This window comes from Serratia sp. X3, from assembly GCF_014982455.1.
In the GTDB taxonomy this organism is placed as follows: domain Bacteria; phylum Pseudomonadota; class Gammaproteobacteria; order Enterobacterales; family Enterobacteriaceae; genus Serratia; species Serratia ureilytica.
The window spans coordinates 869,986-891,809 of the sequence record NZ_JADCNB010000001.1; the positions used below are offsets into that span (position 1 = coordinate 869,986).

Here is a 21,824-nt window from a genome sequence, read left to right on the forward strand (position 1 = left end):
CGAGTGCAGCAGATAGTCCGAACTATCGCTCTGGCGTATAACAACCTGCCACGGCCCCACCGCGTCATGCTGGGGTCGCTGACAGTCGTCACATTGGCCGTCGCTGTTTGGCGGCCTTTTGTTTACCACCCAGAACACAATCCCATCGCCAAGAGCGTCGAGTTAGAATCCAGCCAGATGCGGTCATTGCTCCCCGAAGCCAGTGAACCGATAGATGCCGACCAACCCACCCCCGATGACGAAATCCCGCAGGATGAGCTGGATCAGAAGGATGCCGGCGATGATGGCGTGCATGAATATGTGGTTTCCACCGGCGATACCCTCGGCAGCATTCTGACGCAGTACGGCATCGATATGTCGGATGTCACGCTGCTGGCTTCGCAAAACCGCGATCTGCGCAACCTGAAGATCGGCCAACAGCTGTCGTGGACCGTAAATGAAGCGGGCGATCTGCAGCAGTTGACCTGGGAGGTTTCTCGTCGCGAAACCCGCACCTACGATCGCGTCGGCAACAGCTTCAAAGAGTCGAAAGAGGCGCAGCAGGGCGAATGGCGCAACAACGTGATCAGCGGCCGCGTTAACGGCAGCTTCGTCAGCAGCGCCGGCGACGCCGGGTTGAGCCGTAACGAAATCAATGCGGTGATCAAGGCGCTGCAATGGCAGCTCGATTTCCGCAAGCTGCGCAAGGGCGACCAGTTCTCCGTGCTGATGTCGCGCGAACATTTCGACGGCAAGAAATCGCAAAGCCAACTGTTGGGCGTGCGTCTGCGCACGGGCGGCAAAGATTACTATGCGATCCGCGCCGAGGACGGCAAGTTCTACGATCGCCAGGGCTCTGGCCTGGCGCGCGGCTTCATGCGTTTCCCAACCATGAAACAGTTCCGCATCTCCTCCAACTTCAACCCGCGCCGGGTTAACCCGGTGACCGGCCGCGTGGCGCCGCACAAGGGCGTCGATTTCGCCATGCCGGTCGGCACGCCGGTGCTGGCGGTCGGCGACGGCGAGGTGGTGATCGCCAAGCGCAGCGGCGCAGCGGGCAACTATGTGGCGATCCGCCACGGTCGCCAATACACCACGCGCTACATGCACCTGAAAAAGCTGCTGGTGAAACCGGGCCAGAAGGTGAAGCGTGGCGATCGCATAGCGCTCTCCGGCAACACCGGCCGTTCCACCGGGCCGCACCTGCACTTTGAACTGTGGACCGGTCAACAGGCGGTGAACCCGCTGACGGCCAAGCTGCCGCGTTCCGAAGGCCTGAGCGGCAAAGACCGCAGCGATTATCTGGCGCAGGTGAAGGAAGTGGTTCCTCAGCTGCAACTGGATTAACGTCCCCCTTATTCCGGCGCTCCGGCGCCGTTAATTTCATCGGCCTGATTGCGGGCCGATGCTGTTTTATCTGGGCGGTTCGCGGTTGTTAATTGCAAAATTGGTGATGGCAATTATGATTAGCCGAATTGCTAAGCGAAGAGCATGTGCATGCAAAACGAGAAGAAATCGAACGTAGAGTTCATCCCGCAGTTTCAAAAAGCCTTTTTATACCCGCGCTACTGGGGCGTGTGGCTGGGAACCGGCCTGATGGCCGGCGTTTCGCTGGTGCCTGCGCGCCTGCGCGATCCGGTGCTGGGAGCGATCGGCACACTGGCCGGCAAGCTGGCGAAAGGGGCGCGTCGTCGTGCCCGCATCAACCTGCTGTATTGCTTGCCGGAACTGCCGGAAAGCGAGCGTGAGCACATTATCGACCAGATGTTCGCCTGTGCGCCGCAGTCGATGGTGCTGATGGCGGAACTGGCCTGCACCAAACCGGAAAAAGTGCTCAAGCGCGTGCGTTGGCACGGTGAAGAGGTGTTGGACAAGATCCGCGCGGAAGGGCGCAACGTGATTTTCCTGGTGCCACATGGCTGGGCGGTGGATGTGCCGGCGATGTTGATGGCCGCGCGCGGTCAACCGATGGCGGCGATGTTCCACAATCAGCGCAATCAGCTGATCGACTACCTGTGGAATGCCGTGCGTCGTAAATTCGGCGGTCGCATGCACGCGCGCAATGATGGCATCAAACCGTTTATCAGTTCGGTTCGCCAGGGATATTGGGGTTACTATCTGCCCGACCAGGATCACGGCGCTGAGCACAGTGAGTTTGTCGACTTCTTCGCCACCTATAAGGCGACGTTGCCGGCGGTCGGGCGGTTGATGAAAGTGTGTCGTGCGGCGATCGTGCCGTTGTTCCCGGTGTACGACGGCAAAACCAGCATGCTGGATATTTATATTCGCGAGCCGATGGACGATCTGGCCGAAGCGGACGATCCGCGCATTGCCCGCCGCATGAACGAAGAGGTGGAGAATCTGGTGGGCCCGAACCCGGAGCAGTACACCTGGATCCTCAAACTGTTGAAGACGCGCAAGGAAGGGGAGATTGAACCCTACTCGCGCGACGATCTGTATCGCTAATCCTATCTACCGCTAACGCCGGCCGGGTCTCACCCGACCGGCGTCACTTCAGATGTGCACCATACAGCCGCGCGCCCGCAGGATGTCAATGACGTTGGGCGTGTGGGTGAAATCATTCCAGCGCAGATCCAGCTTGCGCAGCCGGCTCAGTTCGCCGAGGCTTTCCGGCAGATCGCTCAGTCGGTTGGCGCGCAGATCCAGACTTCTCAGCGCCGTGAGCTCACCGATATTTTCCGGCAGGCGCGTCAGCTGATTAAAACGCAGGTTCAGCTCGCTCAATCGCGGCAGGCGGCAGAAGGCTGCCGGCAGTTCGGTGATGGCATTGTTGGCCGCATCGAGTATCTCAAGCTCGCCGAGCAGAGCCATTTCCGCCGGCAGCGTGGTCAGGGCATTTTTCATGATATGCAACTCGCGCAGCGCGCGCAGCTGCCCGATTTCGGCCGGCAGGCTGCGGATGCGATTGTTGTATAAACGCAGCTCCTGCAATGCCGCCAGCCTCGGTATTGCCTGCGGCAAGGCGGTCAGCCGGTTATCGGTCGCGTTGAGGTAAACCAACTGCTGCAGCTGCGCCAGCGCACGCGGCAGGTCGCTAAAGCCGTTATCGCTCAGATAGAGGTATTTCAGCCGGTGCAGTTGCCCCAACGTTTCGGGCAGTTCGCTCGCGCGGTTGTGACCAAAATCGAACATCTCGAGCTGTTGCAACTGACCTATCTCCGGGGGCAGATGCTCGAGCTGATTGCAAGAGATGTTCAGCACCTGCAGGTTGCGATGCCGGAATAGGGAAGTAGGGAAGACCGTCAGCCGATTGTCGTACAGGCTTACCTTGCGCAGCGCGTGGCCGGCAAACAGCGATTCGTCGAGCTGCGTCAGGCCGCGTCCATCGAGCTCGAGCTCATCGCAGGTCGAGGCGGGATTGTGCTGGTGGAGCATGGCGTTCTCCGTCGTAATGGCAGTGTCAGAGCAAAAAAAATGCCGGCCTGTGTGGGCCGGCCGGCATTTCGTCTGCGGCGTGAATTACTCGACGCGCAGGATACGGCTGGTATTGGTGGTGCCGACGGTTTCCATCACGTCGCCCTGGGTGACGATCACCAGATCGCCGGAGACCAGGAAGCCTTTGTCGCGCAGGCGATTGACGGCTTCGTTGGCGGCGATCACGCCATCTTTATGGCTGTCGAAATACACCGGCGTCACGCCGCGATACAGTGCGGTCAGGTTAAGCGTGTGCTCATGCCGCGACATGGCGAAGATCGGCAGGCCGGAGCTGATGCGTGACATCATCAGCGCGGTGCGGCCGGACTCGGTCATGGCGATCAGCGCGGTGACGCCTTTCAGGTGGTTGGCCGCATACATCGAAGACATGGCGATCGCCTCTTCGATATTGTCGAACTGCACGTCCAGACGGTGTTTGGAAACGTTGATGCTCGGGATCTTCTCGGCGCCCAGACAAACGCGCGCCATCGCCGCCACGGTTTCCGCCGGGTATTGGCCGGCAGCGGTTTCCGCCGACAGCATGACGGCGTCGGTGCCGTCCAGCACGGCGTTGGCCACGTCCATGACTTCGGCGCGGGTCGGCATCGGGTTGGTGATCATCGACTCCATCATCTGAGTCGCGGTGATCACCGCGCGGTTCAGAGTACGGGCGCGGCGGATCAGTTTCTTCTGGATCCCGACCAGCTCCGGATCGCCGATTTCGACGCCCAGATCGCCACGGGCGACCATCACCACGTCGGAGGCGAGAATGATGTCGTCCATCGCTTCGTCGCTGCAGACCGCTTCGGCGCGCTCAACCTTGGACACGATCTTGGCGTTGCAGCCTGCGTCGCGTGCCAGGCGGCGAGCATAGTTCAGGTCTTCACCGGTGCGCGGGAAGGAGACCGCCAGGTAGTCGACGCCGATCTTGGCGGCGGTGACGATGTCCGCCTTGTCTTTTTCGGTCAGCGCTTCGGCCGACAGGCCGCCGCCGAGTTTGTTGATGCCCTTGTTGTTGGACAACGGGCCGCCAACGGTGACTTCGGTAAACACTTTCATGCCCTGAACTTCGAGCACTTTCAGCTGAACGCGGCCGTCGTCGAGCAGCAAGACGTCGCCCGGCACGACGTCGGCAGGCAGGCCTTTATAGTCGATACCGACTTTTTCTTTATCGCCTTCGCCTTTTGACAGGTTGGCGTCCAGCAGGAATTTATCGCCCACGTTGAGGAAGATTTTGCCTTCCTTGAAGGTGGAAACGCGGATTTTCGGCCCTTGCAGATCGCCGAGGATAGCGACGTGACGTCCCAGTTTAGCGGCGATTTCGCGAACTTTGTCTGCGCGAGCCTGGTGATCTTCCGGGCTGCCGTGGGAGAAGTTAAGCCGAACTACGTTGGCGCCGGCGGCAATGATCTTTTCCAGATTATTGTCGCGGTCTGTAGCCGGACCCAGGGTGGTAACGATTTTGGTTCTTCTGAGCCGTCTGGACATGTATTACTCCGTTGACTGGTGAAGCAAATATTGGTGTCGCGATAACGTCGGATAACGAAACCAGGCGTGAAATGTAATTTTACAACACTGATATTTCACCCGGGTTACCCGCATGAGCGTATTAACAGGGTACAGCCTCTGATGTCGCCATTCAAATGTCTGTTGAACGGCGACTTTTTTCTTCGTCGGGTTACGAGTCAAAACTGTTGGGAATGACTACGCCTTTATCAAAGCGCGATTCTTTGAGCGCTTCTTTGACCCGCTTCAAGTTATCTCTGAATTTAGCCCCTCTGCGCAAGGTAAATCCGGTGGCGAGCACGTCAATGAGCGTTAATTGCGCGATCCGCGACACCATCGGCATGTAAACGTCGGTGTCTTCAGGCACGTCGAGCAGCAACGCGAGGCTTGCCGCTTGGGCGAGCGGGGTATCGCGCGAGGTGACAGCCAGTACCGTGGCGTCGTTTTCTCGCGCCAGGTGGGCCATCTCCACCAGGTTCTTGGTGCGGCCGGTGTGAGAGATCAACACCACTACGTCGCCCTCGCCGGAGTTCATGCAGCTCATGCGCTGCATGACGATGTCATCGAAGTAGACCACCGGAATATTGAAGCGGAAAAATTTGTTCATCGCGTCGTGGGCCACGGCGGCGGAGGCGCCCAGACCGAAGAAAGAGATCTTTTTTGCCTGGGTGAGCAGGTCAACCGCACGATTGATTGCGGCAATATCCAAATTTGCCTTTACTGTATCCAGGCTGGCCATCACCGATTCGAAGATCTTGCTGGTGTAGGAATCGACGCTGTCATCTTCCTCGACGTTGCGGTTCACGTAGGGCGTGCCGTTAGCCAGGCTTTGGGCGAGATGCAGTTTGAAGTCGGGAAAGCCTTTGGTATCAAGGCGACGGCAAAAACGGTTAACGGTGGGTTCGCTGACGTCGGCCATGCGCGCCAGCGTGGCGATGCTGGAGTGAATGGCGGTCTGCGGGGAGGCCAGGATCACCTCGGCGACTTTCCTTTCAGATTTGCTCAGGAGCTCCAGATGGCTCTGGATTTTGTCCAGCGTATTCATATAACGAGAGTCACTCATGGTTTTATCCCTGTGGCTTTCAAGCAACAGCGCCGAATTTCGCCCGTGTTCGCCGTGCAAGCAGACGCCAAACGAGCGGCTGTAACCTGAAATCGATAGGGTATGTCGATTGCAAACAAAGGAGAAATCAATGCCGGTTTAGTGAAAATATACTACGTGCTGGTAACCGTTGGCAGTCTCGACAGGGCGTATGCAGGCTTTTTTCACCAGAATATGACCTGTGTCTAACTTTCATAATGGTAACAGAGCGTCAAAAAAGACGAAAAATTACAGTTTTGCCCGCCTGTGAGGGCGCCGGCGCGCAGTGGCGCTACCACTGAGATCTTAACGTCTTTTTTCTGCTTCTGCGCTGGGTTTGCTGGCCGTAGTCAAACAGAGTACATTAGTAATGTAAGAAAATTACAAATATCCTGCAACGAGGAGATGAACATGGCGGTAACCTCTACAGCCCAGGCGTGTGACCTGGTTATTTTCGGCGCGAAAGGTGATTTGGCGCGCCGTAAGCTGCTGCCTTCCCTGTACCAGTTAGAGAAAGCCGGACACATCCACCCGGATACGCGGATCATCGGCGTCGGCCGCGCGGAGTGGGATAAAAAAGCCTATACCGAAGTGGTCAAGGAAGCGCTTGGCACCTTCATGAAGGAAAAACTGGATGACGAACTCTGGGCCACGTTGAGCGCGCGCCTGGACTTTTGCAACCTGGACGTCAACGACAGTAAGAACTTTACCAAACTGGGTAAAATGCTGGATCAGAAGCACCGCACCACCATCAACTACTTCGCCATGCCGCCAAGCACCTTCGGCGCCATCTGCAAAGGGTTGGGCGAAGCCAAGCTGAACCATGAGCCGGCGCGCGTGGTGATGGAGAAACCGTTGGGCACCGATCTGGCGTCTTCCCGCGTGATCAACGATCAGGTGGCGGAGTTCTTCAACGAGTCCCAGGTCTATCGCATCGACCACTACCTCGGCAAAGAGACGGTGTTGAACCTGTTGGCGCTTCGTTTCGCCAACTCGCTGTTCGCGTCCAACTGGGACAACCGCACCATCGATTCGGTGCAGATCACCGTGGCGGAAGAGGTGGGCATCGAAGGGCGCTGGGGCTACTTCGATCAGGCCGGCCAAATGCGCGACATGATCCAGAACCACCTGCTGCAGATCCTGACCATGATCGCCATGTCGCCGCCGGCGGATCTGACCACCGACCGCATCCGCGATGAGAAGGTGAAGGTGCTGCGTTCGCTGCGCCGCATCGATCAGACCAATGTACGGGAAACCACCGTGCGCGGTCAGTACACCGCCGGTTTCGTTCAGGGCAAGAAAGTGCCGGGGTATCTGGAAGAAGAGGGGGCGAACAAGAGCAGCAGCACCGAGACCTTCGTTTCCATCCGCGTGGACATCGACAACTGGCAATGGGCCGGGGTGCCGTTCTATCTGCGTACCGGTAAACGTCTGCCGACCAAATGCTCGGAAGTGGTGGTGTACTTCAAGAATCCGCCGCTTAACCTGTTCAGCGATTCTTATCAGCAGCTGCCGCAAAACAAGCTGACCATTCGTTTGCAACCGGACGAAGGCATCGAAATTCAGGTATTGAACAAGGTGCCGGGGCTGGATCACAAGCACCGCCTGCAGACTACCAAGCTGGATCTGAGCTTCTCGGAAACCTTCAATCAGGAGCACGTGGCGGACGCCTATGAGCGCCTGTTGCTGGAGACCATGCGCGGCATTCAGGCGCTGTTCGTGCGCCGTGACGAAGTGGAAGAGGCCTGGAAGTGGGTCGACTCCATCATGGACGCGTGGAAAGCCGACAACGAAGCGCCTAAGCCTTATCAGGCGGGCACCTGGGGGCCGGTGGCCTCGGTGGCGATGATCACCCGCGACGGCCGTTCCTGGAACGAGTTCGAGTAATGCGCAATGCCGGCAGCCCGTCTGCCGGCTTTTTTTTGCCTGCGATCTGCGCGTGGGCCACATCACTTACGGTACGGCCGGACGTTCGCGCGTTTGCGCGGAGCCCTGTGGCAGGGGCGTGCCATTGTTAACCGCGAGTAATGGAGAAAGAATGATGAAAAACTGGAAAACCAGCGCTGAACAGATCCTGACGGCGGGGCCGGTGGTGCCTGTTATCGTGATCAACACGCTGGAACAGGCGGTGCCGCTGGCGAAAGCGTTGGTTGCCGGCGGTGTGCGGGTACTGGAGGTGACGCTGCGCACCGCCTGTGCGCTGGAGGCTATCCGCGCTATCGCCAAAGAGGTGCCGGAGGCGATCATCGGCGCCGGTACGGTGATCAATCCACAGCAGCTGCGGGAGGTGACCGAGGCCGGGGCGCAGTTCGCCATCAGCCCGGGGCTGACCGACGCTTTGCTGCAGGCGGCGACGGCGGGCTCAATCCCGCTTATTCCGGGCATCAGCACCGTATCTGAACTGATGCTGGGCATGGATTACGGCCTGCGCGAATTTAAATTCTTCCCGGCGGAAGCCAACGGCGGCGTGAAGGCGCTGCAGGCGATCGGCGGCCCGTTCCCGCAGGTGCGCTTTTGCCCGACCGGCGGCATTACGCCGAACAATTACCGCGATTATCTGGCGCTAAAAAGCGTGCTGTGCATCGGCGGCTCCTGGCTGGTGCCGGCCGATGCGCTCGAAAGCGGCGACTACGCGCGCATCACTGAACTGGCGCGCAGCGCCGTCAGCGGCGCCGCGTTGTAACCCGCGCCAAGCCTGGGGTTGGCGCTTATTTGCTCACCCGCGGATATCGCAAGGCTCAACGCATTGTTGGGCCTTTTTTAATTTTTATTGCGATTAACTTTCTTATTTTTAACCCGTTTTTTTCTGCTTTTTTATGAAAACGGCAGTTTGCTTTCTTATTTTGGCTGTGGTAAAAATATCTCAGTTGAAAATTTTACTTTTATGAGGATATTGGGCAAATCGCACGGTGTGCGGCTGATAATAGAGAACTATTATGATGACTATTAACGGAACTACCCTCAGAACCTCTACGTGCCAACTCTTCCTGTCTGCGATCCTTGCCAGTGAGCATCACTGGTGCAGCGAGCTATAGCGTCTTTCTCCCTTAACCGGTGCTGGTAGCGGGCTTGCGCCTTCGCTCTACCGTTCAGCCGGACAAACATTCTTTTTGCGTTTGGGTCAGTTTATCCCCAGGGATCTCTGCGTCTTGCGCGCCGTGCTGCGGCCGTTCGACGAGATAAATCGGGATAAATATGCCTTGGCGCGCGTTATTCGCCGTTTGGGAGAAAAATTATGATTTATTGGATCTTTTTAGGTTTGGCCATCATGACCGAAATCATCGGCACCTTGTCGATGAAATACGCCAGCGTCAATGGCGGCATGATTGGGCATATCGTGATGTACGTGATGATCACCGCGTCTTATGTGTTGCTGTCAGTCGCGGTAAAACGCGTGGCGTTGGGCGTGGCCTATGCGCTGTGGGAAGGTATCGGCATTCTGTTCATTACCCTGTTCAGCGTGCTGTGGTTCGACGAGCCCATTTCCGCGCTGAAGGTACTGGGTCTGGCTACGCTGATCGCCGGTATCATGCTGGTGAAATCCGGTACCCGCAAAGAGCGAAAACAGGTCAGCCCGCGAGGTGACAACCATGCAACAGTTTGAGTTGTACCACATTGGGTTCCTGGGATTGGCCATCGTGCTGGAAATCATCGCCAACATCTTCCTGAAGATGTCGGACGGTTTCCGTAAAATTTGGCTGGGATTGCTGTCGCTGCTGTCGGTACTCGGTGCGTTCAGCGCCCTGGCGCAAGCGGTGAAGGGCATCGATCTGTCAATCGCTTACGCGTTATGGGGCGGTTTCGGTATCGCCGCCACCATCGCCGCAGGCTGGATCATGTTCGGCCAGCGGTTGAACGCCAAAGGCTGGATTGGTCTGGCGCTGCTGTTGACGGGGATGGTGATCCTCAAACTGTCCTGATAGCGGGCAATAAAAAACCGCAGGCGTTGCCGTCTGCGGTTTTTTTTCGTCTGCGCGTGGCTTACAGCGCGGCGATGATTTTGATTTCCACCTTGTACTTCGGATTCATCAGCTGAGCCTGCACGGTGCAGCGCACCGGCGCGCTGCCGGCGACCACCCAGGCGTCCCAGGCGGCGTTCATCGCGGCGAAGTCGGCGGTATTGGCCAGGAAGATGGTGGCATCCAGAATACGGCTCTTATCCGATCCTACGCGTTCCAGCAGCACGTCGATGGCGGCAAGGGCGTTGGCGGTCTGTGCGGTCGCGTCATCGTCCAGATTTTCCGGCACGCTGGTGTAGTAAACGGTCTCGTTGTGCACCACGGCTTCGGACCAGCGCTGATCGGGATCAATTCTTTCGATATTCATTTGCTTATCTCCATATCATAGTCCCGCTAAGGGTAGCACAGCCGGTGATGAAAAAGCGCGGCGATAAAGTGGGTGGTAGCCGGGCGGCAGGCTTGGCATAATCACCGCTGAATGACACCGGCAGAGAGACAGCGTGACAGACGATTTTGCAACAGACGGCGCATTGGCGCAGGCTATCAAGGGATTCAAACCGCGTGAGCCGCAGCGGCAGATGGCGCAAGCCGTTACCGAAGCGATCAATTTCAAGCAGGAACTGGTGGTGGAAGCCGGCACCGGCACCGGCAAAACCTTCGCTTATCTGGCGCCGGCGCTGCGTGCCGATCGCAAAGTGATCATCTCCACCGGTTCGAAAGCGCTGCAGGATCAGCTGTATGCGCGCGATCTGCCCACCGTCGCCAAGGCGCTAAAGTACAAAGGCAAGCTGGCGCTGCTGAAGGGGCGCTCCAACTACCTGTGTCTGGAGCGTCTTGAGCAACAGTCGATGGCCGGCGGGGAGCTGGCGGGGCAGACGTTGATCGATCTGGTGCAACTGCGCAAGTGGTCGTCGCAGACCAAAGAGGGCGATATCAGCACCTGCAGCGAAGTGGCGGAAGACAGCTTCGTCTGGCCATTGGTGACCAGCACCAATGATAACTGTCTCGGCAGCGACTGCCCGCTGTATCAGGATTGCTTCGTGGTCAAAGCGCGCCGCCGCGCGATGGATGCGGATGTGGTGGTGGTGAACCATCACCTGTTCCTGGCGGATATGGTGGTGAAAGAGGGCGGTTTCGCCGAGTTGATCCCGGAAGCCGAGGTGATGATTTTCGATGAGGCGCACCAAATTCCCGACATCGCCAGCCAGTATTTCGGCCAGCAGCTCACCAGCCGCCAACTGCTGGATCTGGCGAAGGACATCACCATCGCCTACCGCACCGAGGTGCGCGATGCCGCCCAACTGCAAAAAAGCGCCGACCGTCTCAGCCTGAGCACGCAAGATTTCCGTCTGAATCTGGGGGAGCCGGGTTTTCGCGGCAACCTGCGGGATGTGCTCGGCGAACCGAACGTGCAGCGCGCTTTGTTGCTGCTCGATGACGCGCTGGAGCTGTGTTATGACGTCATGAAATTGTCGCTGGGGCGTTCGGCGCTGCTGGATGCCGCCTTTGAGCGCGCCACGCTGTACCGCGCGCGTCTCAAACGCCTCAAGGCGGTGACGGAACCGGGCTACAGCTATTGGTATGAGTGCAATTCGCGCCACTTCGTGTTGGCGTTGACGCCGCTGACGGTGGCCGACCGTTTCCGCGAAATGCTGGACGAGAAGCCGGGCAGTTGGATCTTTACCTCGGCCACGCTGTCGGTCAACGATCAGTTGGGTCACTTCACAGAACGGCTGGGGCTGACCAAGGCCAAAACGCTGCTGTTGCCGAGCCCGTTCGACTATGCCAAACAGGCGTTGCTGTGCGTGCCGCGCTTTTTGCCTTCGCCGAATCAGCCCGGCGGGGCGCGCCAGCTGGCGCGCATGCTGCGCCCATTAATTGAAGCCAACAACGGCCGCTGCTTCTTCTTGTGCACGTCGCACCAGATGATGCGCGAGCTGGCGGAAGAGTTCCGCGCCACGATGACGCTGCCGGTCTTATTGCAAGGGGAAACCAGCAAAGGGCAACTGCTGGCGCAGTTCGTCGCCGCCGGTAACGCGCTGTTGGTGGCGACCAGCAGCTTCTGGGAAGGGGTGGACGTGCGTGGCGATGCGCTGTCGTGCGTGATCATCGATAAGCTGCCGTTTACCTCACCGGACGATCCGCTGCTGAAGGCGCGCATTGAAGATTGTCGCCTGCGCGGCGGCGATCCGTTCAATGACGTGCAGTTGCCGGATGCGGTCATCACCCTGAAACAGGGGGTGGGCCGTTTGATCCGCGATACCGACGATCGCGGCGTGCTGGTGATCTGCGATAACCGTCTGGTGATGCGTCCTTATGGCGAGGTGTTCCTCAACAGCCTGCCGCCCACGCCGCGCACCCGCGATCTGAAGCAGGCGATCGCCTTCCTGCAGGCCGCTGATACGTCGGCCACGTGAAAGATGAAGGGCTTACGGGGCTGTGCTACAATGCGCGCCCTGTATGAAAAACCCAGTTTTATTCCCGCCAGAGGTTGGCATGTCCACGCGAATTTTAGCGATCGATACCGCGACGGAAGCCTGTTCCGTCGCCGTCTGGAATCAAGGCGAAATCCACGCCCTGTTTGAGCTGTGCCCACGCGAGCATACGCAACGTATTTTACCTATGGTGCAGCAGGTGCTGGCGGAATCTGGCCTGGCGCTCAACCAGCTCGATGCGCTGGCCTTCGGCCGCGGCCCCGGCAGTTTTACCGGGGTGCGCATCGGCATCGGCATCGCTCAGGGCCTGGCGCTGGGCGCCGATCTGCCGATGATTGGCGTCTCCACGCTGCAAACCATGGCGCAGGGCGCCTGGCGCGTCAGCGGCGCGGAGCGTGTGCTGGCGGCGATCGATGCGCGCATGGGCGAGGTCTACTGGGGGCAGTTCGAACGTCAGGCCGACGGCCGTTGGTTGGAAAGCGAAGGCGAGGCGGTGCTGTCGCCGGCGCAGGCGCTCGAGCGCGCACAGCGCCTGCAGGGCGAGTGGGCCCACGTCGGCACCGGCTGGCAAACCTACCCCGATCTGGCCAACGGTTCCACGCTGAGCGTGCGCGACGGCCAGATGCTGTTGCCGCAGGCGGAAGACATGCTGCCGCTGGCGCTGCACGCCTGGCAACAGGGGCTGGCGGTGGCGGTGGAAAACGCCGAGCCGACCTACCTGCGCAATGAAGTGACCTGGAAAAAACTGCCGGGCCGCGAGTAATCGGGCGTTATTGTGCTGATGTTGATGCCGGGCGATGAAGGCCTGCAACTTGAACGCTGAAACGCGGTCAAAGTTACAGGCATTTCAGGAGATTGCGACCATGTTAATCCGCACTGCAAGTAAAAAGCTGTCGCTGCTGGCCGTCGCCTGCGGCGCGCTGGTTCTGACCGGGTGCGTCACCGTACCGGATGCGATCAAAGGCTCCAGCCCTTCGCCGGTGACTCAGCTTTCCTCGGTACAAAATGCACCGAACCTGTTTACCGGCGCGGAAGCCCGCTTCGGCGGCACCGTGGTGAACGTCGCCAACGAACAAGGGCGCACGCTGCTGGAGATCGCGGCGGTGCCGCTCGACAGCGGTGCGCGGCCGATACTGGGTGAACCGTCGAACGGCCGCTTGCTGGCCACGGTGAATGGCTTCCTCGAACCGGTCGATTTCAAAGGCCAACTGGTGACCGTCGTCGGCCCTATCACCGGCCTGAAAGAGGGGCGGATCGGCATGACGCCATATCGCTTCGTAACGATGAACGTGACCGGTTTCAAGCGCTGGCATCTGGTACAGCAGGTGGTGATGCCGCCTGCGCCGATGGGCCCTTGGGGCTGGCGCGGTGGCCCGTGGGGACCCGGCTGGGGCGCAGGCTATGGCTGGTACAACCCCGGCCCGGCACAGGTGCAAACCATCGTAACCGAGTAACATACGCTTGATGTGAACAAATTTGACAGGGCGGCTCAGGCCGCCCTTTTGTTTTTTGGGATAAGGAATATCCGACAATTAGTGACGTACATCGCAACCTGAGTAATGTTTAAAACCCGAACTGGTCTGCTGAGTTAAAATATTGTTATGGTTAGGCTGCGAGTTTGAGGGCTGCGATGATAATTAGTAATGATTTCAGGAGTAATACCTTGGATAAGGTCTGGTTAAAACGGTATCCGGCAGATGTGCCCGCAGAGATTGATGCCGATCGCTATTCGTCGTTGATCGAAATGTTTGAGCATGCCGTGCAGCGCTATGCCGATCAGCCCGCCTTTATCAATATGGGCGAGGTGATGACCTTCCGCAAACTGGAAGAACGCAGCCGGGCTTTCGCGGCTTACCTGCAAAATGAGCTGGGCCTGAAGAAGGGCGACCGCGTCGCGCTGATGATGCCTAACCTGTTGCAATACCCCATTGCCCTGTTCGGCATTCTGCGCGCCGGTATGGTGGTGGTCAACGTCAACCCGCTGTATACCCCGCGCGAGCTGGAGCACCAGTTGAATGACAGCGGCGCCAGTGCCATCGTCATCGTCTCCAACTTTGCCCATACGCTGGAAAAAGTGGTGTTCAACACCCAGGTCAAACACGTGATCCTGACGCGCATGGGCGATCAGCTGTCGGCCGCCAAGGGCACGTTGGTCAACTTCGTGGTCAAATACGTTAAGCGTCTGGTGCCAAAATACAACCTGCCGGACGCCATTTCCTTCCGCAGCGCGCTGCAGCGCGGCCGCCGTTTGCAATATGTAAAACCGGACATCATTAATGCCGATCTGGCTTTCCTGCAATACACCGGCGGCACCACCGGGGTGGCGAAGGGGGCGATGCTGACGCACCGCAACATGCAGGCCAACCTTGAGCAGGCCAAGGCCGCCTATTCGCCGCTGTTCCGTGAAGGGCAGGAGCTGGTGGTGACGGCGCTGCCGCTGTATCACATTTTCGCGCTGACGGTGAACTGCCTGCTGTTTATCGATCTGGGCGGGCGCAATTTGCTGATCACCAACCCGCGTGACATTCCGGGGTTGGTGAAAGAATTGGGCAAATACCCGTTCACCGCCATGAGCGGGGTGAATACGCTGTTCAATGCATTGCTGAACAACGAAGACTTCCACAAGCTCGATTTCTCTACGCTGCGTTTCTCGGTCGGCGGCGGCATGTCGGTGCAAAAATCGGTGGCCGAGAAGTGGGAGAAAACCACCGGCAAACACCTGCTGGAAGGTTACGGCCTGACGGAGTGCGCGCCACTGGTGGCCGGCAACCCTTACGATCTTAAACACTACAGCGGCAGCATCGGTCTGCCGGTGCCGTCGACGGACATTCGGTTGGTGGACGACAACGGCCATGACGTGCCGCCGGGCGAGCCGGGCGAACTATGGGTCAAAGGGCCGCAAGTTATGTTAGGCTATTGGCAGCGCCCGGATGCCACCGACGAAGTGCTGAAAGACGGCTGGCTGGCGACCGGTGATGTGGTGACCGTGGACGATCAGGGATTTGTGCGCATCGTCGACCGCAAGAAAGACATGATCCTGGTCTCGGGTTTCAACGTGTATCCGAACGAGATTGAAGATGTGGTCAGCCAGCACCCGAAAGTGCTGGAATGTGCGGCAATCGGCGTGCCCAGCGAGGCCTCCGGCGAAACGGTGAAGATCTGCGTGGTGAAGAAAGACGCCTCGCTGACCAAGGAAGAGCTGTTGACCCATTGCCGACGCCACCTGACCGGGTATAAAGTGCCTAAAATTGTTGAGTTCCGCGATGAACTGCCGAAGTCGAACGTCGGCAAGATTTTGCGGCGAGAATTGCGCGATGAGCAAAAAGCACCTAAGCCGGCCGATGCCGCTTAGGTTTCGCTCTCGCGTCAGCCTATCAACAACGCCGGTGAATGCCGGCGTTGTTGTGTTTGAATCCTACAAGAGAATGATGTTTTGAATTATCAGTTGATCACTACCGATGCCGGATTGCAGCAGGTCTGCGAGCAGGCGAGAAAGCATGCCCAGATAGCGCTGGACACCGAGTTTGTCAGAACGCGCACCTACTATCCGCAGCTGGGCCTGATCCAGCTCTACGACGGTGAACAACTCTCCCTTATCGATCCTTTGCCGATCAAGCACTGGCAGCCGTTTGTCGACCTGCTGGCCGACACCGCCGTGGTGAAATTCCTGCATGCCGGCAGCGAAGATCTTGAAGTGTTTCTCAACGCCTTTAAAACGCTGCCGACGCCGATGATCGACACCCAGATCCTGGCGGCCTTTACCGGCCGGCCGCTCTCCTGCGGCTTTGCGACGCTGGTGGCGGAGTACATGAAGGTTGAGCTGGACAAAAGCGAGTCGCGCACCGACTGGCTGGCGCGCCCGCTGACCGAAAGACAGTGCGTGTATGCGGCCGCCGACGTGTTCTACCTGCTGCCGATGGCCAAACAGCTGGTGCAGGAGACCGAAGAGGCCGGCTGGACCGCTGCGGCCAATAACGAGTGCTTGCTGCTGTGCCAACGCCGTAGCGAGGCGCTGGCGCCGGAAGTGGCCTATCGCGAAATCAGCAATGCCTGGCAGCTGCGACCGCGCCAGCTGGGGTGTCTGCAGAAGCTGGCGGAATGGCGGCTGCGCCAGGCGCGCGAGCGCGATCTGGCGGTGAACTTCGTGGTTCGCGAGGAGAACCTGTGGCAGGTGGCGCGCTTTATGCCGTCTTCGCTGGGAGAACTGGATTCGCTGGGCCTGAGCGGGCCGGAGATCCGTTATCACGGCAAAACGCTGTTGGCGCTGGTGGCCGAAGCCGAAGCGCTGGAGGAGTCCGAGTTGCCGGCGCCGTTGGCTAACCTTATCGATCAGCCGGGCTACAAGAAGGTGTTTAAGGACATCAAGGCCGCTATCGCCACCGTCAGCGAGCAAAGCGGGTTGAGCAGCGAGCTGCTGGCATCCCGTCGCCAAATTAACCAATTGTTGAACTGGCATTGGAAACTGAAGGACGGCGAGAGTCGCCCTGAATTAATCAGCGGCTGGCGCGGCGATTTATTAATGGCGCCGTTGCAGGAGATCCTGAAAGATTATTAATCGCTGGTTATCACCAGGGCAGGGTAGGGAAACTCTGCTCGGGTGAATATAGGCAGGAAATAATGCGTTGAAGGTAAATCTGGCCAGAATTTACTTTAAACGAGGTGGCGGCAAAGTTAATTGGGAATTGTCCCAAAGGGAAAAATCGATTTTTTGCTGCCGATAATGCTTAATAACTGGATGCACATACAGTTACCCCCTGCATAAAATATACAGGGGGTAATTAATGCGTCGCAATCATTTAGCTGCTTCTTCCGATTCCGGTAATGTCACGTTAAGTTCAAGTACCGAAATATCGTCCCCTTTCTGCTCGAACTGCACATGCAGCATTTCAGGATCGATCTGAATGTATTTGCAAATAACCGCCAGAATATCGCGTTTCAAATCAGGTAGATACGGGGGCTCACTGTCCCCGCGACGACGCTCTGCGACGATAATCTGCAGCCGTTCCTTGGCTATATTGGCTGTCTGTTTTTTGCGGGACAGAAAGAAGTCTAATAAGGCCATGGTTTATCCCCCAAAAAGGCGTTTCAGGAAACCCTTCTTCTCTTCTTCAATGAAGCGGAATGGGCGTTCTTCCCCCAACAAGCGGCAAACGGTATCGTCATACGCCTTACCGGCGTCTGACTCGGCATCCAGAATGACAGGCTCACCCTGGTTGGAAGCACGCAGTACGGACTGATCTTCCGGGATCACACCCACCAGTGGGATGCGCAGGATTTCCAGCACGTCTTCCATGCTCAGCATGTCGCCACGGCTGACGCGGCCCGGGTTGTAACGGGTCAGCAGCAGGTGTTCCTTGATAGGCGATTCGCCTTTCTCGGCGCGGCGCGATTTGGAGGAAAGGATGCCCAGGATACGGTCGGAGTCGCGTACCGAAGAGACTTCCGGGTTGGTGGTGATGATAGCTTCGTCGGCGAAATACAGCGCCATCAGCGCACCGGTTTCGATACCGGCCGGTGAGTCGCACACCACGAAGTCAAAATCCATCTCGCCGAGATCGTTGAGGACTTTTTCAACGCCTTCACGGGTTAACGCGTCTTTGTCGCGTGTCTGCGAAGCCGGCAGGATATAGAGGTTTTCAGTGCGTTTGTCTTTGATCAACGCCTGATTCAGCGTGGCGTCGCCCTGAATCACGTTCACGAAATCATAAACTACCCGACGTTCGCAGCCCATGATCAGGTCAAGATTACGCAGGCCGATATCGAAATCGATCACGACGGTTTTCTTGCCTTTCTGGGCCAGGCCGGTAGCGATGGCCGCGCTCGAAGTGGTCTTGCCAACGCCCCCTTTACCCGATGTAACAACAATAATGCGTGCCATGAAATGGATTCCTTGTCAAAAGGGCTTAATTTAAAGGTTGTATGGTTAAAGCGTTATCCAACAGGCTGAGTCGTACGGCCTGCCCGACGTAATCGGACGGGATTTGGTCGCTCAACCAGTACTGCCCTGCGATAGAGACTAGCTCAGCCGCCAGGTGGGTGCAAAAAATCTGACATTGCGTGTCGCCTGACGCGCCTGCCAGCGCGCGACCGCGCATCATGCCGTAGACATGAATGTTGCCGTCGGCAATCAGTTCGGCGCCGGCGCTGACGCTGCTGGTCACGATAAGATCGCAGTTGCGGGCGTAAATCTGTTGGCCGGAACGGACAGGGGTGCTGATGATACGCGTTTTGGCGGGGGCGTTATCCGCCACCACGGGCGCAGGTGCAGGCTCCGGCGCCGCCATTTTCTGGCCTCTGCCTTCGCTCAGCAACGGCAGCCCGGCACGGGCTATCGCGCGCTTTTGACGCTCATCTCTGCAACCGCTGATACCCACAACGCGCAGACCTGCTGCCGCGACAGCCTGTTGAAGTTCTTTCCAGTTCGCATCGCCATCCAGCGTTGCGACGTTGATAACAACAGGGGCGTTTTTCAAAAAAGCGGGCGCTTGCTCAACTTTTTCCTGTAACGCCTGGCGTATTACCTCGGGCTGCGAATTATGCAAATGAACAACCGATAGGGTAAAACTGCTGCCTTTTAGCTCAATTGGCGATTGTGACATCTATCCTGACTCAGTCTCAGCAACTTTAAATCCCCGGAATACCACTCGGGGTGCGATATTCCGATGTACTATAAGCATGTTATAGTCAGAGTTATATCCAGGCAAGACGCTCCCTCAATTAAATAGAGTTAAAAAAATGCTTTGTGTGATCTATAGAAGCCCGAAACGCGATCAAACTTATCTTTATGTCGAAAAAAAAGACGATTTCTCTCGTGTGCCGGAAGAACTGATGAAAAGTTTCGGCGTGCCGCAATTCGCCATGATGCTTTCACTCGATGAACGCAAGAAATTGGCCTCGGCGGATATCGAAAAGGTGAAACAGGCGCTGAAAGACGAAGGTTATTACCTGCAGTTCCCGCCGCCGGTGGAAAACCTGCTCAATCAGCATTTGGCGGGCGACAAGGCCTGAGACCGCCGCCACGGTCAGGGGAGGCATGATGACACGTTCGGCGAGAAGTACCGCGTTGGCCGTTTGGCTGGCGCTGGGCGGGGCGATGGTGCCGGGCGCACCGCAGGCGGCGCAGGAGACGACGCTGGCGACCAGCGGGCGCGATCCGGCGCAGTTCCCGGCGTATGTCGAGCAACTGAAGCGCCGGGCGCGGGAACAGGGCATCAGTCAGGCCACCCTTGACCGGGCTTTTGCGCAAATCCACTTCGTCGATCGGGTGATCAAGGCCGATCGCAATCAGCCGGAGCAGAAGGTAACCCTGGACGATTACCTGCGGCGGGTGATGTCGCCCGCCAAGGTGCGGCAGGGGCGTGAACTGTACCGGCTGCGCCATGCGCAATGGCTGCGGGCCAGCGAACGCTATCGGGTGCCGGGGCGCTATATCATCGCGCTGTGGGGCATGGAGAGCGCCTATGGCAAGATCCAGGGACGGGAGGACGTGGTGTCCGCGCTGGCGACGCTGGCGTTCGAAGGGCGCCGCGAGGCCTTTTTCAGTCAGGAGCTGCTGGCGGCGTTGCAGATAGTCGAACAGGGGCACGTTGGCGATACGCCGCTCAAAGGGTCCTGGGCCGGCGCAATGGGGCAATGTCAGTTTATGCCAAGCTCGTTCCTGCGTTATGCGGCGGATGGTGACGGTGACGGGCGCATCGATATCTGGAATAACATTGACGATGTTTTCGCGTCCACGGCCAGCTACCTGTCCAAAGAGGGCTGGCAGCCCGGCATCGGTTGGGGGCGCGAGGTCAAACTGCCCGCCGGCTTCAATCGGGCCGAACTGGGTCTGAAAGACGTGCAGGCGCGCAGCGTCAACGACTGGCAGAAACGCGGCGTGCGCCGTGCGGATGGCCGCGCGTTGCCGCACGCCGTGCAGCGCGGCTGGATCATCGCGCCGGATGATCTGCAGGGGCGGACGTTCCTGGTCTATGATAATTTCCGCACCCTGATGCACTGGAATCGCTCTTACTATTTCGCTATCGCCGTGGGTATGATGGCGGACGCGATCGGACATTGATTCGGCACCAATAATCGGCTTGGCGCGCCAAGCCTCTACAGTTTGGGAGAAGCGGTATGTATCAACATAGAGACTGGCAGGGTTCGTTGCTCGATTTCCCGGTGAACAAGGTGGTCTGCGTCGGCAGCAACTACGCCGATCACATCAAGGAAATGGGCAGCGCGGTGTCCGTCGAGCCGGTGGTGTTTATCAAACCGGAAACGGCGCTGTGCGATATCCGCCAGCCGGTGGCCATCCCTAAAGAGTTTGGTTCAGTACACCATGAGGTCGAGCTGGCGGTACTGATCGGCACGCCGCTGAAACAGGCCAACGAAGACCGTGTGGCGCGGGCGATCGCCGGTTACGGCGTGGCGCTCGATCTGACGCTGCGCGATCTGCAAGCCGGTTTTAAAAAGGCCGGTCAGCCGTGGGAAAAGGCCAAGGCCTTCGACGGTTCTTGCCCGATGTCGGGGTTTATCCCGGTGGCGGAATTCGGCGATCCGCAAAACGCCGAGCTGTCGTTGACCGTTAACGACCAGCTGCGCCAGCAGGGCAATACGCGCGACATGATCACGCCGATCCTGCCGCTTATCAGCTACATGAGCCGTTTCTTCACGCTGCGCGCCGGCGACATTATCCTGACCGGCACGCCGCAGGGCGTGGGCCCGATGGCCTCCGGCGACATGCTGAAAATCAGTCTGAACGGTAAAGCGCTCAGCACCCGGGTGATCTGATCGCTGTTCGCCGCCGGCATCGTCGGCGGCAAAACTTGCATCTCGCGGCTAAAATGTCTATATAGTCCCCCCTCGAACCTGTGCGCAGGTGAGTTATCCATTTACCGAAACCGGACGCTAACATGTCACAACTCGCTTTTTGGCAACAGAAAACGCTGGCGGAAATGTCAGAACAAGAGTGGGAATCGCTGTGCGACGGGTGCGGGCAATGCTGTTTGAATAAGCTGATCGACGAAGATACCGACGAGATTTATTTTACCAACGTAGCCTGCAACCAGCTCAACATCAAATCCTGCCAATGCCGTAACTACGAGCGGCGCTTCGAGCTGGAAGAGGACTGCATCAAATTGACGCGTGAAAACCTCACCACCTTCGATTGGTTGCCGCCAACCTGCGCCTATCGTCTGATCGGTGAGGGCAAGCCGCTGTTCCCTTGGCATCCGTTGCTGAGCGGCTCCAAGGCGGCGATGCACGGTGAACGCATCACGGTGCGGCATATCGCGGTGCGCGAGAGCGAAGTGGTGGACTGGCAGGACCATATCCTCAACAAGCCGGACTGGGCCAGATAACGCCGGACCCTTGCGCAGCAAGACGCGTTTTCATGCAAGAGGGCGGCGTGTCAGGACAGGCCGTCCTCTGCAATTGCGCTAACCGACA

General features: G+C 58.3%; 22 protein-coding genes. 15 read left to right on the top strand and 7 right to left on the bottom strand.

From position 1 onward, the window contains the following. Positions 1–3: 3 nt before the first annotated feature. On the top strand, positions 4–1,326 hold the full coding sequence (gene mepM, locus IMX17_RS04130; RefSeq protein WP_046896687.1) for a murein DD-endopeptidase MepM: 1,323 nt from the start codon (positions 4–6) through the stop codon (positions 1,324–1,326). Between the two features lie 150 nt (positions 1,327–1,476). Then, positions 1,477–2,445 carry a lauroyl-Kdo(2)-lipid IV(A) myristoyltransferase gene (gene lpxM / locus IMX17_RS04135; protein WP_042785718.1) on the top strand — a complete coding sequence of 323 codons (969 nt, stop codon included), beginning with the start codon at positions 1,477–1,479 and terminating at the stop codon, positions 2,443–2,445. Positions 2,446–2,493: 48 nt separating this feature from the next. On the opposite strand, the gene IMX17_RS04140 is transcribed toward lpxM, so the two are convergent. The 3 genes from IMX17_RS04140 to IMX17_RS04150 all read right to left on the bottom strand — a co-directional run bounded on the left by IMX17_RS04140 (position 2,494) and on the right by IMX17_RS04150 (position 5,965). After that, positions 2,494–3,375, bottom strand: coding sequence for a leucine-rich repeat domain-containing protein (locus IMX17_RS04140; protein ID WP_182264316.1), 882 nt, complete (start codon positions 3,373–3,375; stop codon positions 2,494–2,496). A gap of 84 nt (positions 3,376–3,459) precedes the next feature. Continuing rightward, on the bottom strand, positions 3,460–4,902 hold the full coding sequence (gene pyk, locus IMX17_RS04145; protein ID WP_019452801.1) for a pyruvate kinase: 1,443 nt from the start codon (positions 4,900–4,902) through the stop codon (positions 3,460–3,462). Positions 4,903–5,092: 190 nt separating this feature from the next. Continuing rightward, positions 5,093–5,965 (bottom strand): MurR/RpiR family transcriptional regulator, encoded by an 873-nt coding sequence (locus IMX17_RS04150; RefSeq protein ID WP_046896690.1) that lies wholly within the window; start codon positions 5,963–5,965, stop codon positions 5,093–5,095. A 447-nt stretch (positions 5,966–6,412) separates the two neighbouring features. On the opposite strand from IMX17_RS04150, the gene zwf reads away from it, so the two are divergent. The 4 genes from zwf (at position 6,413) to mdtI (ending at position 9,921) form a co-directional block, all read left to right on the top strand. Then, on the top strand, positions 6,413–7,888 hold the full coding sequence (gene zwf / locus IMX17_RS04155; protein ID WP_033643346.1) for a glucose-6-phosphate dehydrogenase: 1,476 nt from the start codon (positions 6,413–6,415) through the stop codon (positions 7,886–7,888). A 154-nt stretch (positions 7,889–8,042) separates the two neighbouring features. After that, complete coding sequence (locus IMX17_RS04160; protein WP_046896732.1) at positions 8,043–8,684, top strand: bifunctional 4-hydroxy-2-oxoglutarate aldolase/2-dehydro-3-deoxy-phosphogluconate aldolase; 642 nt, start codon at positions 8,043–8,045, stop codon at positions 8,682–8,684. A gap of 552 nt (positions 8,685–9,236) precedes the next feature. Further along, positions 9,237–9,605, top strand: coding sequence for a multidrug/spermidine efflux SMR transporter subunit MdtJ (gene mdtJ / locus IMX17_RS04165; RefSeq protein ID WP_004932327.1), 369 nt, complete (start codon positions 9,237–9,239; stop codon positions 9,603–9,605). After that, the gene (gene mdtI, locus IMX17_RS04170) at positions 9,592–9,921 is read left to right on the top strand and encodes a multidrug/spermidine efflux SMR transporter subunit MdtI (protein WP_016927446.1); all 330 of its coding nucleotides are present in this window, start codon (positions 9,592–9,594) and stop codon (positions 9,919–9,921) included. The genes mdtJ and mdtI overlap by 14 nt, the downstream gene beginning before the upstream one ends. A gap of 61 nt (positions 9,922–9,982) precedes the next feature. On the opposite strand, the gene IMX17_RS04175 is transcribed toward mdtI, so the two are convergent. After that, positions 9,983–10,327, bottom strand: a complete 345-nt coding sequence (locus IMX17_RS04175) for a RidA family protein (protein WP_004932322.1) — start codon at positions 10,325–10,327, stop codon at positions 9,983–9,985. Positions 10,328–10,460: 133 nt separating this feature from the next. Here IMX17_RS04175 and IMX17_RS04180 point away from each other — a divergent pair, with 133 nt between their 5' ends. From IMX17_RS04180 to rnd, 5 genes are all read left to right on the top strand, one after another. Further along, positions 10,461–12,377, top strand: coding sequence for an ATP-dependent DNA helicase (locus IMX17_RS04180; RefSeq protein WP_004932318.1), 1,917 nt, complete (start codon positions 10,461–10,463; stop codon positions 12,375–12,377). Positions 12,378–12,456: 79 nt separating this feature from the next. After that, on the top strand, positions 12,457–13,158 hold the full coding sequence (gene tsaB, locus IMX17_RS04185; RefSeq protein ID WP_193549356.1) for a tRNA (adenosine(37)-N6)-threonylcarbamoyltransferase complex dimerization subunit type 1 TsaB: 702 nt from the start codon (positions 12,457–12,459) through the stop codon (positions 13,156–13,158). A 100-nt stretch (positions 13,159–13,258) separates the two neighbouring features. After that, a complete protein-coding gene (locus tag IMX17_RS04190; RefSeq protein WP_021503867.1) occupies positions 13,259–13,849 on the top strand; it encodes a Slp family lipoprotein in 591 nt (196 codons plus the stop codon). Between the two features lie 209 nt (positions 13,850–14,058). Then, on the top strand, positions 14,059–15,747 hold the full coding sequence (gene fadD / locus IMX17_RS04195; RefSeq protein ID WP_033643344.1) for a long-chain-fatty-acid--CoA ligase FadD: 1,689 nt from the start codon (positions 14,059–14,061) through the stop codon (positions 15,745–15,747). 81 nt (positions 15,748–15,828) lie between these two features. Further along, positions 15,829–16,950: a ribonuclease D gene (gene rnd, locus IMX17_RS04200; protein WP_193549357.1), complete on the top strand. Its 1,122-nt coding sequence runs from the start codon at positions 15,829–15,831 to the stop codon at positions 16,948–16,950. Positions 16,951–17,187: 237 nt separating this feature from the next. On the opposite strand, the gene minE is transcribed toward rnd, so the two are convergent. From minE to minC, 3 genes are read right to left on the bottom strand one after another with little or no spacing between them, the layout of a single operon-like run. Continuing rightward, the gene (gene minE / locus IMX17_RS04205) at positions 17,188–17,457 is read right to left on the bottom strand and encodes a cell division topological specificity factor MinE (protein ID WP_004932303.1); all 270 of its coding nucleotides are present in this window, start codon (positions 17,455–17,457) and stop codon (positions 17,188–17,190) included. Between the two features lie 3 nt (positions 17,458–17,460). After that, a complete protein-coding gene (gene minD, locus IMX17_RS04210) occupies positions 17,461–18,273 on the bottom strand; it encodes a septum site-determining protein MinD (protein ID WP_004932300.1) in 813 nt (270 codons plus the stop codon). Positions 18,274–18,298: 25 nt separating this feature from the next. Then, entirely contained in the window at positions 18,299–18,994 is a 696-nt protein-coding gene (minC, locus tag IMX17_RS04215; RefSeq protein WP_033650952.1) for a septum site-determining protein MinC, read from the bottom strand. A 136-nt stretch (positions 18,995–19,130) separates the two neighbouring features. Here minC and IMX17_RS04220 point away from each other — a divergent pair, with 136 nt between their 5' ends. The 4 genes from IMX17_RS04220 to IMX17_RS04235 all read left to right on the top strand — a co-directional run bounded on the left by IMX17_RS04220 (position 19,131) and on the right by IMX17_RS04235 (position 21,736). Then, the gene (locus IMX17_RS04220) at positions 19,131–19,403 is read left to right on the top strand and encodes a YcgL domain-containing protein (RefSeq protein ID WP_004932294.1); all 273 of its coding nucleotides are present in this window, start codon (positions 19,131–19,133) and stop codon (positions 19,401–19,403) included. A gap of 28 nt (positions 19,404–19,431) precedes the next feature. Then, complete coding sequence (locus tag IMX17_RS04225; protein ID WP_193549724.1) at positions 19,432–20,454, top strand: lytic transglycosylase domain-containing protein; 1,023 nt, start codon at positions 19,432–19,434, stop codon at positions 20,452–20,454. A 56-nt stretch (positions 20,455–20,510) separates the two neighbouring features. Further along, entirely contained in the window at positions 20,511–21,167 is a 657-nt protein-coding gene (locus tag IMX17_RS04230) for a fumarylacetoacetate hydrolase family protein (RefSeq protein WP_046896694.1), read from the top strand. A 122-nt stretch (positions 21,168–21,289) separates the two neighbouring features. Then, positions 21,290–21,736, top strand: a complete 447-nt coding sequence (locus IMX17_RS04235; RefSeq protein ID WP_025159803.1) for a YcgN family cysteine cluster protein — start codon at positions 21,290–21,292, stop codon at positions 21,734–21,736. Positions 21,737–21,824 lie beyond the last annotated feature (88 nt).